The organism is Streptomyces endophyticus (assembly GCF_035798155.1).
Taxonomy (GTDB): Bacteria; Actinomycetota; Actinomycetes; order Streptomycetales; family Streptomycetaceae; genus Streptomyces; species Streptomyces endophyticus.
Genome location: NZ_JAOZYC010000174.1, coordinates 16,428 through 30,882, shown reverse-complemented (window position 1 = coordinate 30,882; position 14,455 = coordinate 16,428). Strand labels below are relative to the sequence as shown.

The window sequence follows — 14,455 nt, the reverse complement described above, 5'->3', positions numbered from 1 at the left end:
CAACCGGCACGGAAGACCCCGGATCGTTCCAGTTGTAGATCTTGGAGATTGCTCCCGAACCCACGTGCGAATGGCCTGCTCAAGCGCCGCTCAAGCGCCGCTCAACTGGCCTTTCGCAGGCTGATGTACGGCTCGAACGCGTCCAGGAGCAGTTCCCGCATCCGCGCCGCGTCCATGTCGCCCGTTCCCGCGAGTGCCTGGATCGCCAGGCCGTCGACGAGTCCCGTGAAGCGGGCGGCCAGCGCCTCCGCGTCGACGCCCTCGGCCATGCCCTCACGCTGACAGGTGCGCACCAGGTCCAGGACGACGCCGCGCCAGCGGGCGTGGACACCGCGCTGACCGTCCCGCAGGCTCGGATCGAGGATCGCCTCGTTCCACGACTGCACCCACACCGACCACTCGTCGGCGTCCTCCTCCGTGGTCGTCAGCTGCACCTCGATCAGGCGGCGCAGCTTCTCGACGGTGCTGTGGGCGGTCTCGAACTCGGCTTCCAGGCGGGCGTGGAAGCGGTCCGCGTAGAAGACGAGCGCGGCACGAAGGGCGTCGTCCTTCGTCGGGAAGTGGTAGTGCACCGTGCCGGTGCTGGTGCCGCAGGCCTCGGCGATGTCCGCGACGCGCACCTTGTGGAAGCCGCGACGGGCGATGAGCCGGGCCGTGGCCTCCAGGATCTGCGTGCGGCGCAGTTCGGCGTCCACGGCGTCGGCGCGCCTGCGGGTGCCCTGCTCGCCGTTCGCGCCGTCCCGCGGCGCGGGTGGCCGGCCGACACCGGTCTGCAGATAGCGCTGCGACACCCTGCCGACCTGGGCGATGGCCGCGATCTCGACGTCCCGCAGCCGCCGGTTGCCGCGCAGCGCCTTGGAGAGGGCGGTGGGGTCCATGCCGACACGGTCGGCGAACTCCCGCTGGCTCATGGGTGCGGAGAGGACGACCTCGCGGGCCCGCTCGACGAGCGTCGCCCCGCCCTCACTGTCGGGGCCCATACGGTGTCAGCCCGCCTGCGCCGAGAGTGCCGTGATGACTTCGTCGGCCGCCCGGTACCCCGAGGAGAGGGCGCCGTCGATGTAGCCGTTCCACACACTGGCCGTCTCCGTACCGGCCCAGTGCAGCGTCCCGGTGGGTGTTCGCCAGCCGTGGCGTGCGTAGCCGGTCCAGCCGCCGGGGGTGGCGTAGGCCTCGTATCCGCCGCGTGCGTACGGGTCCTGGGACCAGTTCTTCTCGGTGTAGTCGCGGGGGCGGGCCGCTCCGTCGCCGACGACACGGGCGAGGCTCGCGAGGGCGGCCGCGCGGCGGTCGGCGTCGTCGAGGCGGCTCCAGTCGGTGAGCCGGTCGCCGTAGACGAAGCCGACGAGCACACCGTGCGCGGCGTCCGCGGGCGAGTTGTCGAAGACGACGCCGAGCGGCCCGTCGTCGTAGAGGGTGGCGATGCCGGACAGGCCCGCCGCGCGCCAGAACGGGGTGTCGTACACCGCGTGGACCTTGGCGACGCGCCCCATCGGGCTGTGCGAGAGCCAGCCCTCCCTGCTGACCGGCAGGGCCGGGGCGAAGGAGAGGGCGCGCACCGCGGTGGGCGGGAGCGCGACGACCGCCCGCCGGGCCACGTACACGGTGTCGGCGGTGTGCACGCGTACGCCGTCGGCGTCGTGCTCGATGCGGTGGGCCGCGGCGTCGAGGCGGATCCGCTCGCCGAGCAGTGCGGCGACCGCTCGGGCGGGTCCCGCGGCGCCGGTGACGAAGCGGCTGTCCTGGGCGCAGCCGCCGGTCTCCATGAGTTGCTCCCAGCCGCCCGCCGCGGCGACGTAGAAGAGCACGTGGAACAGGGAGATCTCGTACGGCTCCGCGCACCACACGCCCTGGACGGCGAGGGCGAGTCGGCGCAGTGCGTCCGGGTCGTCGGTGTGCGCGCGGAAGTAGGACTGCGCGGTCTGCGCGTCCCACTCGACGAAGCCGGGGGTGTGCCACGGTTCGGTGGTGTCCACGGTGCGGGCGAGTGTGTCCAGGGTTTCGGTGATGTGTGTGTACGCGGTGATGCCGGGCCCGTCGGCGGGCGCCGCCCCGAGGTAGGGAACGGCGGCGCCGTCGTGCCACACCTCGATGTGCTTGCCGCTCTCCCAGGTCGGGAAGGTGCCGCAGCCGAAGCGGGTGGCGAGGGCGTGCAGCCGGATCTGGGTGGGGCCGATCCACTGGCCTCCGTGGTCGAGGCGCACACCACTGTCACGGGACTCGGTGAGGACGCGGCCGCCGACCCGGTCCGCCGCGTCAAGGAGCGTGAAGTCGACGCCGTGGTCGTGGAGTTGGAGCGCCGCGGCGAGACCCGCGTAGCCGCCGCCGACGATGACGACCTCGGTCTCGACCAGGTCCTTTTCGGTTCGTTCCCACATGACGGGAGAGCATGTCGCAACACTGATCACTCAGTCAATGTTGCGATGCGTGCACTCCGGGCTAGATGCGCGTACTCCGGGCTATACGGCCACCTCCGCCGCTCCCTGGGGTGCCTGCGGTGGCGATGCGTCCTCCGGGTAGATCATCCGGTCCGGGATCCGGTGCGGTTCGCGGCGGGCCAGGACCCAGTACAGCGCCCCCGGCAGTGTCAGTCCCACGATCCACGAGATGTCCGCGCCGCCCAGCGGGGCGACGAAGGGGCCGGTGAACAGGTCCGTTGCCATGAACGGGAGTTGGACCACCAGCCCCACTCCGTACGACACCAGGGCCGGGGCCCGCCAGGAGCCGTAGCGGCCGTCGGGGTCGTTGAGGGCCGGGATGTCGTAGCGCTCCTTCGCGATCAGGTAGTAGTCCGCGAGGTTCACCGCGCTCCACGGGGTGAAGAAGGCCAGCACGATGAGCAGGAACGTCGAGAACGTGTTGAGGAAGTCGCCGCGCCCCGCGAGGGCGACGGCGGCGCCCGCCACGATGATCGCGGCGATGTAGCCGACCCGCCCGCGCGGCGAGAGCCGGTGGGGCACCGCGCCCCGCCGCCGCATCCCGGTCACACTCGTCACGGTCGACATGAACGCGCCGTACGTGTTGAGCACCGTGACGGTGAGCTTGCCGAGCGCGATGACGAAGTAGAGCACCGCCGCCATCAATCCGGCCCCGCCGAGCGACACCACGTACGTCACCTCGTGGCCGATGAACGCCTCCCCCGCGGCCGCCGCGGCGAGGGCTCCGAAGGCCATCGACCACTGCGCCCCGAGCGCGGTCCCGGCCAGCGTCCAGCCGAACGTCGCGCGGGCCGAGGTCGAACGCGGCAGATAGCGCGAGTAGTCGGCGACGTACGGGCCGAACGACAGCTGCCAGGACGCCGAGAGCGAGACGGCGAGCAGGAACGCGGGCAGGGCGAAGCTGTGGTCGGAGAGGACCGCGCCGATGTCGTCGTGCTGGAGGAGGCGGATGCCGAGGTACACGAACGCGACCCCGCACACCACTCCGGCGAGCCGGCCCAGGAAGTGGATGAGGCGGTAGCCGATGGCGGCCGCCACCGCGGTGACCGCCGTGAAGATGAGAATGCCCGCGACGGGTCCCAGGTGGGTCAGTTCGCCGACCGCCTCGCCCGCGAGGACGGTGCCGCTCGCGGTGCAGCCGATGAACATGAACACCGCGAGGACGAGGGGCACCACCGCGCCGCGGACCCCGAACTGGGCCCGCGAGGAGATCATTTGCGGGAGGCCGAGCCGGGGGCCCTGCGCCGAGTGCAGGGCCATCACCGAGCCGCCGAGCAGGTTTCCGACGAGGAGTCCGATGACCGCCCAGAAGGCGGTCGCGCCGAGCACCACCGCGAGGGCGCCGGTGACCACGGCCGTGATCTGGAGGTTCGCGCCCACCCACAGGGTGAACTGGCTGAACGCGGTGCCGTGGCGTTCCTCGTCCGGCACCACGTCGATCGACCGCGACTCGACGAGGCCGCCCGTTGGTTGCTCATCCGCTATCGGCATCGCGTCACCGGCCTTCGTGTGCCGTGAGCACCGCGGCGATGGCGGCGACGAGCCCGCGCAGTTCGTCGTCGGTGGTGATGAACGGCGGGCTGATCTGGACGGTGTTGCCGCGCAGCGGGCGGGTGACGAAGCCGTGCTCGACGAGTTCGTCGGTGACCGCCTCCGCGTTGATGTCGTCGACGAGGGCGACACCGCCGAGCAGTCCCGCGACCCGTGTCTCGACGACGGACTCCCGTGTGCCGAGGACCCGCAGCTCGTCGGCGAGGACCTGTTCGAGGTCGGCCACTCGGGCCACCAGCTTCTCTTCGTCGAGGATGTCGAGGTTGCGCAGGGCCACGGCGCAGGCGGTGGCGTGCCCGGAGTAGGTGGCGCCGTGCCGGAACATGGGGGTGTCGTCCGCGTCCCGGTAGAACGGCTGCCAGATGTGCGGCGCGACGAGGACGCCGCCGAGCGGGGCGTAGCCGGAGGTGACGCCCTTGGCGAAGGTGATCAGGTCGGGTGTGAGCCCGTAGCGTTCGGTGGCGAACATGTGGCCCGTGCGCCCGAACCCGGTGATCACCTCGTCGATGATCAGCAGGATGTCGTTCTCCCGGCAGATGCGTTGCAGGCCTTCGAGGTAGCCGGGGGCCGGCACGATGACACCGCCGGTGCCCTGGACGGGTTCGGCGACGAGGGCCGCGATGTGCTCCGGGCCGATCTCCCGCACGGTGCGTTCGACGGCCTCGATGTCGTCGGTGGACACGCGCGCGGTCTCCGGGACGAGTGACTCGGTGCCGTAGCCGGTCCGGTTGAAGTCGAGGCCGGCGATGCTCGTGCCGTAGGCGTGCAGCCCGTGGTAGGCGAACTCGCGGCTGAGGATCATGGTCTTGTCCTCGCGGCCCTCGCGCTGCCAGTGCCTGCGGGCGAGCTTGCAGGCGACGTCGATGGCGTCGCTGCCGCCGCTGTTGAGGATGACCTTGGGGTCCTCGATGGGTGACATCGCGGCGAGGCGTTCGCCGAGGGCTACTGCGCGGTCGTTCAGGTAGCGGCCGAAGACGTGGTACGTCTCCAGGCGTCGCATCTGGTCGTGGGCGGCGTCGGCGAGTTCGGGGCGCGCGTGTCCGACGTTGGCGTGCCACAGTCCTGCGGTGCCGTCGAAGAGGCGGCGGCCGTCCGTGGTGTACAGGTAGCTGCCGTCGGCGCGTTCGATGGTCAGCTGGCGTCCGAGGACGGACGGGAGGTGGGCCTGCGCGCTCCACAGGGCGGGGCCTGACAGGACGGGCGGGTTCTCCTGGGCCATGGGGCTCTCCGTAAAAGGTGGGGGGTCAGTGTGTGGTGGCGCGGCGCCGGGACCGTACGAGTACGTAGGTGGCGAGGATCGCAGCCAGGCTCAGGATGCTCAGGTACAGCTGCGAGCGCGCGTCCGGGACCAGGAGCATGGAGCTCAGTACGATGATGATGGCCGCGAGGGTGGCCCAACTCAGGTACGGGTAGCCCCACATGCGCAGCTTGATCCGCTCCGGGGCCTCGCGCTCCAGCTGCCGCCGCATGCGCAGTTGCGAGCCCGCGATGATCGCGTAGACGAACAGGCCGACGGCGCCCGCCGAGTTGATGATGAAGTTGAAGATGGTGTCCGGGGCGACATAGCTCATGGCGACGGCCACGTATCCGACGGATGTGCAGGCCAGGATGGCCTTCCAGGGGGTGCCCTTGCGGCTCCGGTGGGCGACCCAGCGGGGTGCCCACTTGTTGCTCTGGAGGGCGAAGAGCATGCGCGAGGCCGTGTAGAGGCCGGAGTTGAGCACGGACAGCACCGAGGTGAGCACCACGACGTTGATGATGGTGGTCGCGGCGGGCACGCCCATCTTGCCGAAGGCGGCCGCGTACGGGCTGGTCTCGGTCGGGATCAGGTCCCACGGCGTCATCATCACCAACAGGGTGACCGACCCGACGTAGAAGATGATGACGCGCCACACCGTGGAGGACGTCGCCTTCACGACGGACTTCACCGGGTCATCGGATTCGGCGGCGGCGATGGTGACGATCTCGGTGCCGACGTAGGAGAAGATCACGAGGACGACGCCGTGCAGGATGGCCGAGAGGCCGTTGGGGGCGAATCCGTCGAGGGCGACGTTGCCCACCGACAGCTTCGCGTCCGGCCACAGCCCGAGCGTGAAGAGCGTGCCGGCGACGAGGAACACGACGATGGTGACGACCTTGATGGAGGCCAGCCAGAACTCGGTCTCGCCGAACGAGCGGGTCGACACCAGGTTCGTGGCCGTCAGCAGTGTCATCAGGACCAGGGAGAGGAGCCACTGCGGTACGCCGGGTATCCAGAGCATCAGCAGTTTGGCGCCCGCGACCGCCTCGAAGGCGACGACGCCGACCCAGAAGTACCAGTACAGCCAGCCGATGGTGTAGCCGGCCCAGCCACCCAGAGATGTCCGGGCGTACTCCATGAACGAGCCGAGGGTCGGCGAGGCGGTCGCCATCTCGCCCAGCATCCGCATGACGAGGATGACCAGGAGGCCGCCGAGGGCGTAGGACAGGATGCTGGCCGGTCCCACGGTGTGGATGACGGCGCCGCTGCCGACGAAGAGGCTGGCGCCGACGATGCCGCCGAGGGCGATCATCCGCACGTGGCGCTGTCTGAGGGTGCGGGGTGCGTCGGAGGGCGGCTGCTCCGGGGCCGTCCCGTCACCCGGGTCGATCCGGTCGTGTCCGTGAGTTGTCCGCACTGTTGAGGGCCCTCCTGCAACATCGGTTCAGTGGGTCACGCAGGCGACGGGCCGTGATCGGCCGAGGCAGTGCGCAACTGTAGAACAGTTCTACTGTCCGGCACCAGAGGTCGAGGGATCGCTACGATGACGCCATGACGACGGCACTTGAAGGGCTGGTGGCCCAGCGAACCACGACCGCACAGCAGATCGCTGACGGTCTGTCGGAGCGGATCCTCGCCGGCGCCTTCCGGCCGGGCGAGCGACTGCGCGAGAGCGCCATCGCCGCCGAACTCGGCATCGCCCGCAACACGGTGCGCGAGGCCGTCCGGCTCCTTGAGCACGGCGGCCTGATCCGCTTCCAGGCCAACCGCGGGGCCGTGGTCATCTCTCCCACTCCGCACAGTGTCGACGAGCTCTACACGGCGCGCGAGCACTTGGAGGCGGCGGCCCTCGCGGCGCCCCTCGGCGCGGCCCAACTCGCCTCCGTGGAGGCGGCGTACGACAACCTCGTCACGGTCACCGCCTCACTGCGGCGCGCCGACATCGTGGCCGCGGACCTGCTCTTCCACGGGGCGATCGTGGCGACGCTGGGCAATGCGCGCCTCGACGCGTTCTACGCAGGTCTCACCCGTGAACTGCGCTTCTACCTCATGGCGTTGTCCGCCCACGAGCGCGAGAACGAGAACCCGCGCAGGCTGCTCGGCGAGCACGAACCGCTGATGGACGCGATCCGCGCGGGCGACGCGGAGCGCGCGCAGCGGGAGGCGCGGCATCACATCGCGTCCAACGCGGCGCGGGTGCAGGAGATTCTGGCGGCGTCCTTCGAGGGGTGAACGGCGGTGCGGGGTACGGGGGTTCAGGGCTCCAGCGGCTCCCGTTCGCCCCCGCTCGACTCCCGCACCTCCAGCCAGTGCGGCGCCACATGCACCTCGAACGGTGGGGGGTCCTCCGCGCGGACGCGGTCGACGAGGCACTTCACCGCCAGTGAGGCGATCGCTGCCTTGTCGGGGACCACCGAGGTCAGCGACGGGGTGCCGTAGCGGGCCTCCTCCGAGCCGTCGACGCCGGCCAGGGCCACGTCGCCGGGGATGGTCAGGTCCGCTTCGTGGAGGGCGCGGCGGGCGCCGACGGCCAGGAGGTCGCTGAAGCAGAAGACCGCGTCGGGGCGTTGGCCCTTGGGGAGTTGGGCCAGGGCGCGCATCGCCCGGAGGCCGTTGCCGCGGTCGAAGTCCTTGATCTGGGGCGCGAGGCGGGGGTCGTAGGTCAGGCCCGCGTCGTGCAGCGCCTGCTGGAAGCCCTCCAGGCGTTGGCGGCTGGTCGCGGAGCCCGCCTTGTCGACGCCGATCGCGGCGATGCGGGTGCGGCCGAGGCCCGCCAGGTGTGCGGTGGCCTCGCGGGCGGCCGCCACGTTGTCGATGAGGACGTGGTCCGCCACCACGCGGTCGCCTTCGTAGCTGCGCTCGCCGAGGAGGACGAGAGGGAACTGGTCGGTGACGAGCGCGAGTTCGTCCGGCGAGACGTGCAGCGGGGAGAGGATCACGCCGTCCAGGAGGGACGCCCCGACGCCCGTCGCGAGACGCAGTTCCTCCTTGGTGTCACCGAGGGTCTCCTCGATGAGGACGGTGAAACCGAGCGCCGCAGCCTCCGTGCGCACGTGGTGGGCGAGTTCCGCGAAGTAGGGGGTGGCCAGGTCGGGGACGGCGAGGGCGATCAGGCCGCTGCGCCCGGTCCGCAGCCGGCGGGCCGAGGGGTTCGGCCGGTACCCCAGCTCCTGCACGGCGCGCATCACGCGGGTCCGCGTGGCTTCCGAGACCCGTGGCGCGTCTCGTACAACGTTGGAAACCGTTTTGATCGACACCCCCGCCCGCTCGGCGACGTCCTTGAGCGTCACTGCTGCCACTGCCCGGCTCCCCTCACGTTGCTTTCTCTGATTATGCATGTGGCGCCTGCCATTCACAGCCCTGGTCCCGGTCCGCTTTCATTTTCGCCAGAGGGTTGACCTCGGCGACACCCACTGGTTACAACGTTGGAATCCGTCGCCGTCGGGGCGCGCCGCAGCGCCTGCGAGCCACCCACGGTGCCCCACACGCCTGCCTCACGAGAGGTCTCCCATGCCCGAGCCCCGAAGCGGCCCGCGCCCCCACCTCAGCCGCCGGGCCGTCCTGACCACCGCGGCCGCCGGGGTCGGTGCCGCGCTGACCGGCACGCTGTCCGGCTGTTCCACCGCGAGCGGCGGCACGTCGCGCGGTGTCACCCTCAGGTTCTCCTGGTGGGGCAATGACGACCGTGCCGCGCGCACCGAGAAGGCGGTGCGCCTCTTCGAGAAGGAGCACCCCGGCGTCACCGTCCGCACGTCGAACGGCGAATTCGGCGCGTACCTCCAGAAGTTGGCGACACAGGCCGCGGGCGGCGGCATTCCCGACGTGGTGCAGCTCGACTACCGGCAGGTGTCCCAGTACGCCGGCGGTGACGCGCTGCTGTCCCTGGACGACGCGATCAAGCGCGGGACCGTCGACACGTCCGACATGGACCACAGTTTCCTGCGCACCGGCACGTACAAGGGTGGCCAGTACGCCCTGCCGATGGGCCGCGGCATCACCGGATTCGCCTACGACTCGAAGATCTTCGAGCGGGCCGGGATCGGCACACCCCCCTCCGACTGGACCTGGCAGGAGTGGGCGGAGGCCAACAGGAAGGTCACCGCGCTCGGCCTCAAGTCCCCCGACGGGCGCCCGCTGCGCGGCGCCAACGACGGCGGCGGCAACGAGGACATCTTCGAGGACTGGCTCCGCAGCCGCGGCGGGAAGCTCTACAGGAGCCAGACCGAACTCGCCTACACCGAGGACGACCTCGCCGAGTTCTGGACGCTCTACGACGGCCTGCGCAAGGACGGTGCCGTCGCCGAGCCCCGCGACTCCGTGCAGGCCACGAACACCGAGATGTCCCCGATGGGCCGCCATCTCGCCGCCTCCGACTTCACGTGGGACGCGCCCTTCCCGGGCTATGTCGACCTGCTCGGCGACCAGGTGCACTACGCGCCCGTGCCCACGACCGACGGCAGGCAGGGCGCGTACTTCAAGCCGAGCATGCTGGTCGGCATCGGCGCGCACTCCGAACACCCCAAGGAGGCGGCCCAGTTGGTCGACTTCCTGCTCAACGACAGTCGGGCGGGCGACATCCTCGGGTTCTCCCGGTCCACCCCGCCCAACCGGACGATCGCCACGCGCGTCGGCAAGACGCTCAAGGGTCCCGAGCTGGAGATCTTTCGGTACGCGCAGACGATGGAGAAGTACGGCCTCGACGCTCCGCCGACCGCCCCGCCGCCCGCCGACCTGGCGATCCAGCCCACCTTCACCCGCGTGTACCAGCGCGTGATGTACGACAGGGCGACTCCCCGCCAGGCGGCGCGCGAACTCATCGACGAGGCCAACAAGGAGCTGAGGTCATGAGCGCACTCACCACCAAGGCGCCCGCACCCACGGACCAGGGCCCCCAGCAGCCGGCACCCGGCAAGGGGCGCCGTCCCACGCGCGAAAAGCAGTGGCCCGCCTACGTGTTCCTCTCGCCGTGGATGATCGGCGCGGTCGTGCTGACGCTCGTGCCGATGGCGGTGTCGCTGTATCTGTCGTTCACGGACTACAACCTGTTCGACCCGCCGAAGTGGATCGGCCTGCGCAACTACACCGACATGCTCACCGACGACCCCCGCTACTGGCGCTCGGTCGGCACCACGATGCTGTACGTCGTCGTGGCCGTGCCGCTGAAGCTGGGTTTCGCCCTCGGTGTGGCCATGCTGCTGAAGAACCTCGGCCGGGGCCGGGCCTTCTACCGCTCCGCGTTCTACGCGCCGTCGCTGCTCGGGGCGAGCATGTCCATCGCGCTGGTGTGGCGTGCGCTGTTCAACGACGGCGGGACCGTCTCCCGCGTCCTCGACACCATCGGCATCCACACGGGCGGCTGGGTCGGCAACGCCGATCTTTCGGTGTACGTCATCGTCCTGCTGACGGTGTGGCAGTTCGGCGCGCCGATGGTGATCTTCCTGGCGGGGCTGCAGCAGATCTCGCCCGACCTGTACGAGGCCGCAGCGCTCGACGGGGCGGGCCGCTGGCGGCAGTTCATCTCGGTGACCGTGCCGATGCTGTCCCCGGTCGTCTTCTTCAACCTGGTCCTCGAAGTCATCAACTCCTTCCAGGTGTTCACCCCCGCGTTCGCCGTCAGCGGCGGCGAGGGCGGTCCCGCCGACTCCACGCTGTTCTACACGCTGTACCTGTACGAGCGCGGCTTCACGGCCTCGCACATGGGCTACGCCTCGGCGATGGCCTGGCTGCTGCTGATCGCGATCGGCGTGGTCACCCTGATCCTCTTCCGGACGTCCCGGTCCTGGGTCTTCTACGCGGACGAGGAGGGCCGATGAACATCGCCGCGAAACGGTGGGTGCCGCACACGATCGCCGCCGTGGGACTGCTGGTGCTGCTGTACCCGCTGGCCTGGCTGCTCGCCACGTCGCTGAAGCCGGCCGACGAGGTCATCGCCAGCCTCGACCTGTGGCCCAGCCACCTGGAGTGGGGCAACTACACGACCGCCATGGAAGGTGTGTCGGGCATCTCGGTTCCCCAGCTGCTCTCCAACACCCTGCTGATCGCCGGGGGTTCGGTCCTCGGAAACGTGCTGTCCTGCTCGCTGGCCGCGTACGCCTTCGCCCGGCTGCGGTTCCGGATGAGCAGGCCGATGTTCGGCTTCATGGTGGCGACGCTGATGCTGCCGCACCACGTCGTGCTGATCCCGCAGTACATCATCTTCAACAAGCTCGGCCTCGTGGACACGTTCTGGCCGCTGATCCTGCCGAAGTTCCTGGCCACCGAGGCGTTCTTCGTGTTCCTCATCGTGCAGTTCATGCGGGGGCTGCCGCGGGAACTGGAGGAGTCGGCGCGGATCGACGGCTGCGGCCCGTTCCGCACCTACTGGTCGATCACGCTGCCGCTCAGCCGTCCGGCGCTGATCACCACGGCCATCTTCACGTTCATCTGGACGTGGAACGACTTCTTCACGCAGATGATCTATCTGTTCTCGCCGGAGAAGTCGACCATCACCCTCGCCCTGCGCAGCTTCGTCGACCAGGGCAGCACCTCCGCGTACGGGCCGATGTTCGCCATGTCGGTGATCTCCGTGCTGCCGATCGTGCTGTTCTTCTTCGTCTTCCAGCGCTATCTCGTCCAGGGCATGGCCACCTCCGGGCTGAAGGGCTGACCCGCCATGACCCACGCACCCGTCGCACCGCGCGACTCGGGACAGCAACGCCGGGAGCCCGGTGAGGTGTTCGGCGGCGGCTTCGCGCTCTTCGCGGACATGCTGCTCGTCGGCCTGCTGACCAGCGTCGCCTGCCTGCCCGTCGTCACGGCGCCCGCCGCCTTCTCGGCGGCGTCGGCGACGCTGCGGGGCACGGCGCACAGCGGCGTCCAGATCAGTGTCCGCGGCTACGTCGGTGAGCTGCGCGCACGCCTCGGCCCGCGCACGCTGCTCGCCGGCCTCGTCCCGCCGCTCCTCGCCCTGCTTCTGCTGCTCGACAGCCGGCTGGTCGGCACCGACCTGCCGGGAGCGAAGCTCTTGGCGCCCGCCCTACTGCTGCTCGCCCTGGGCGCCGCGGTCGTGGGGCTGCGGGCCACGGCACTTGAGGAGCCGCACCGGCTGTCCGCGCGCGAGGGTCTCGTCCGCTCGCTCGCCGATCCGCGCGGCAGCCTGCTCCTCGCGGGCGCCGTGGTCCTGGCCGTGCTCCTCGCGTGGGCGATGCCGATGCTCGTCCCGCTGCTGCCCGGCCCGCTGGCGTTCGCCGCCACGGCCGTCGACCTCCGCTCCCCCACGGGCCGACCCGCGCCCTGACACCCCGGCCCGTCCCCTGAACAGCGCACCACACCACCGGAGTTCTCCTTGTCTCACACCCACCTCGACGTCGCAGGACACCCCCGGCCGCAGCTCGTCCGGGACCCGGACTGGCACGACCTCAGCGGTCCGTGGCGGTTCGCCCACGACGACGCGGACCGCGGACGCACCGAGCGCTGGATGGATCCGGACGTCACCGCGCCGTTCACCGGCGTCGTGACCGTGCCCTACCCGCCCGAGTCCGAGGCGTCCGGGGTGCACGACGCCGACTTCCACCCCGTGCTCTGGTACCGCCGCACGATCGATGTGCCCCGTCCCGCCGCGGGCCGCCGCCTGCTGCTGCACTTCGGCGCGGTCGACCACCGCGCGGAGGTCTGGGTGGACGGCCGCCTGGTCGGCCGGCACGAGGGCGGGCACACCGGCTTCTCCTGCGATGTCACGGACGTGCTCGACCACGACGGCGAGCACGACGGCGCGCACGTCGTCGTGGTGCGCGCGGAGGACCAGCCGCTCGACGTCACGCAACCGCGCGGCAAGCAGGACTGGCACCGCGACCCGCACGTCATCTGGTACCACCGCACCTCGGGGATCTGGCAGCCCGTGTGGCTGGAGGAGGTCCCGGAGCTGCACGTGACGACGCTGCACTGGACACCCGACGTCGCGAACGCCCGCGTACGGTGCCGGGTACGCCTCAGCCGGTGGCCCGCGTCGCCCGTCCATGTGTCGGTGCGTCTGACTCTCGGCGAGCGTGTCCTCGCCGATCAGCGGAGCCTCGCCGACGGTCAGGAGGCGACGTTCGACATCGCGGTGCCCGCGCTGCGCAACGGACAGGACCTGGACGGTGTGCTGTGGAGCCCGGAGCGGCCGCGCCTCGTGGACGCGACGGTCGAGGTGGCGGACGCGGCGGGTGGCGGAGCGGATGGCGCGGCGGGCGGCGGAGCGGGCGTCGCGGCCGTCGCGGCCGTCGACCATGTCTCGTCCTACCTCGGCCTTCGTGACATCGGCTGGGACGACGGGCTCTTCCTCCTCAATCACAAGCCGTACTTCCTGCGGCTCGCGCTGCAGCAGGGCTACTGGCCGGGCTCGCACCTCGCGGCGTCGGCGGACGAGCTGCGCCGGGAGGCCGAACTCGCCAAGGAGATCGGCCTCAACGGTCTTCGCATCCACCAGAAGATCGAGGATCCGCGCTTCCTGTACTGGGCGGACCGGCTCGGCCTCGTGCTGTGGGGCGAGATGCCGTCGGCGTACGCGTTCGGCACGACCACCGTCGAGCGGGTGGTCGCCGAGTGGACGGAGGCTCTCTCGCGCGACCTGAGTCACCCCTCGATCGTCGCCTGGATCCCCCTCAACGAGTCCTGGTCCGTGCCCAATCCGGCGCTCGTGCCCGAGCAGCGCCACTTCATGGACGCCCTGTACCACCTGACCAAGGCCCTCGACCCCTCGCGCCCGGCCGTCTCCAACGACGGCTGGGAGATCTCCACCGGTGACATGTGGGGCGTGCACGACTACACGCAGCGCGCCGATGTGCTGCGCGAACGCTACGGCCACCCGGCCCTGCGCCGCGGCGAGTTCACCGAGCGGTGGCCCGGCGCCCGGCGCCTCACCCTGGACGGGGTGCGCCACGAGGGGCAGCCGATCGTGCTCAGCGAGTTCGGCGGCGCCACCTTCGAACCGGCCGAGGGCGCCGAGTGGTTCGGCTACGACACCGTCGCCACCGACAAGGACTTCGCCGAGCGGCTGTCCTCCCTGGTGGGGGCCGCCGTCGACTCGGGGCTCGCCGGCTTCTGCTACACCCAGTTCACCGACACCGAGCAGGAGGTCAACGGCCTGCTCACGGCGGACCGCGAACCGAAGCTCCCCGTGCCCGAACTCCGCGCGATCCTCACCCGGACCCGCGACTGACCCCGGTGACGGCCGGTGTGTGCCCGCGGACGACGCATCGTCCTCGGT

Annotated in this window: 12 protein-coding genes; 6 read left to right on the top strand and 6 right to left on the bottom strand. The window is 70.6% G+C overall.

Annotated elements, in window-relative coordinates:
• Positions 1-101: 101 nt before the first annotated feature.
• From OKJ99_RS36045 to OKJ99_RS36025, 5 genes are all read right to left on the bottom strand, one after another.
• The gene (locus tag OKJ99_RS36045; protein WP_326022514.1) at positions 102-980 is read right to left on the bottom strand and encodes a TetR/AcrR family transcriptional regulator; all 879 of its coding nucleotides are present in this window, start codon (positions 978-980) and stop codon (positions 102-104) included.
• Between the two features lie 6 nt (positions 981-986).
• Positions 987-2,378, bottom strand: coding sequence for a flavin monoamine oxidase family protein (locus tag OKJ99_RS36040; protein WP_326022513.1), 1,392 nt, complete (start codon positions 2,376-2,378; stop codon positions 987-989).
• Between the two features lie 81 nt (positions 2,379-2,459).
• Positions 2,460-3,929, bottom strand: a complete 1,470-nt coding sequence (locus OKJ99_RS36035; protein WP_326022512.1) for a purine-cytosine permease family protein — start codon at positions 3,927-3,929, stop codon at positions 2,460-2,462.
• A 4-nt stretch (positions 3,930-3,933) separates the two neighbouring features.
• Positions 3,934-5,208 (bottom strand): aminotransferase family protein, encoded by a 1,275-nt coding sequence (locus OKJ99_RS36030; RefSeq protein WP_326022511.1) that lies wholly within the window; start codon positions 5,206-5,208, stop codon positions 3,934-3,936.
• Positions 5,209-5,233: 25 nt separating this feature from the next.
• The gene (locus OKJ99_RS36025; protein ID WP_326022510.1) at positions 5,234-6,646 is read right to left on the bottom strand and encodes an amino acid permease; all 1,413 of its coding nucleotides are present in this window, start codon (positions 6,644-6,646) and stop codon (positions 5,234-5,236) included.
• 134 nt (positions 6,647-6,780) lie between these two features.
• Here OKJ99_RS36025 and OKJ99_RS36020 point away from each other — a divergent pair, with 134 nt between their 5' ends.
• Positions 6,781-7,461: a GntR family transcriptional regulator gene (locus tag OKJ99_RS36020; RefSeq protein ID WP_326022509.1), complete on the top strand. Its 681-nt coding sequence runs from the start codon at positions 6,781-6,783 to the stop codon at positions 7,459-7,461.
• 23 nt (positions 7,462-7,484) lie between these two features.
• On the opposite strand, the gene OKJ99_RS36015 is transcribed toward OKJ99_RS36020, so the two are convergent.
• Positions 7,485-8,528 (bottom strand): LacI family DNA-binding transcriptional regulator, encoded by a 1,044-nt coding sequence (locus OKJ99_RS36015; protein ID WP_326022508.1) that lies wholly within the window; start codon positions 8,526-8,528, stop codon positions 7,485-7,487.
• Between the two features lie 211 nt (positions 8,529-8,739).
• Here OKJ99_RS36015 and OKJ99_RS36010 point away from each other — a divergent pair, with 211 nt between their 5' ends.
• The 5 genes from OKJ99_RS36010 to OKJ99_RS35990 are packed head-to-tail and all read left to right on the top strand — an operon-like array spanning position 8,740 to position 14,407.
• A complete protein-coding gene (locus tag OKJ99_RS36010; RefSeq protein ID WP_326022507.1) occupies positions 8,740-10,077 on the top strand; it encodes an ABC transporter substrate-binding protein in 1,338 nt (445 codons plus the stop codon).
• Positions 10,074-11,042 (top strand): carbohydrate ABC transporter permease, encoded by a 969-nt coding sequence (locus tag OKJ99_RS36005; protein ID WP_326022506.1) that lies wholly within the window; start codon positions 10,074-10,076, stop codon positions 11,040-11,042. Before OKJ99_RS36010 ends, OKJ99_RS36005 begins: the two co-directional genes overlap by 4 nt.
• Positions 11,039-11,875: a carbohydrate ABC transporter permease gene (locus OKJ99_RS36000; RefSeq protein WP_326022505.1), complete on the top strand. Its 837-nt coding sequence runs from the start codon at positions 11,039-11,041 to the stop codon at positions 11,873-11,875. Before OKJ99_RS36005 ends, OKJ99_RS36000 begins: the two co-directional genes overlap by 4 nt.
• Before the next feature lie 6 nt (positions 11,876-11,881).
• Positions 11,882-12,505 (top strand): hypothetical protein, encoded by a 624-nt coding sequence (locus tag OKJ99_RS35995; RefSeq protein WP_326022504.1) that lies wholly within the window; start codon positions 11,882-11,884, stop codon positions 12,503-12,505.
• A 48-nt stretch (positions 12,506-12,553) separates the two neighbouring features.
• The gene (locus OKJ99_RS35990) at positions 12,554-14,407 is read left to right on the top strand and encodes a glycoside hydrolase family 2 protein (RefSeq protein ID WP_326022502.1); all 1,854 of its coding nucleotides are present in this window, start codon (positions 12,554-12,556) and stop codon (positions 14,405-14,407) included.
• Positions 14,408-14,455 lie beyond the last annotated feature (48 nt).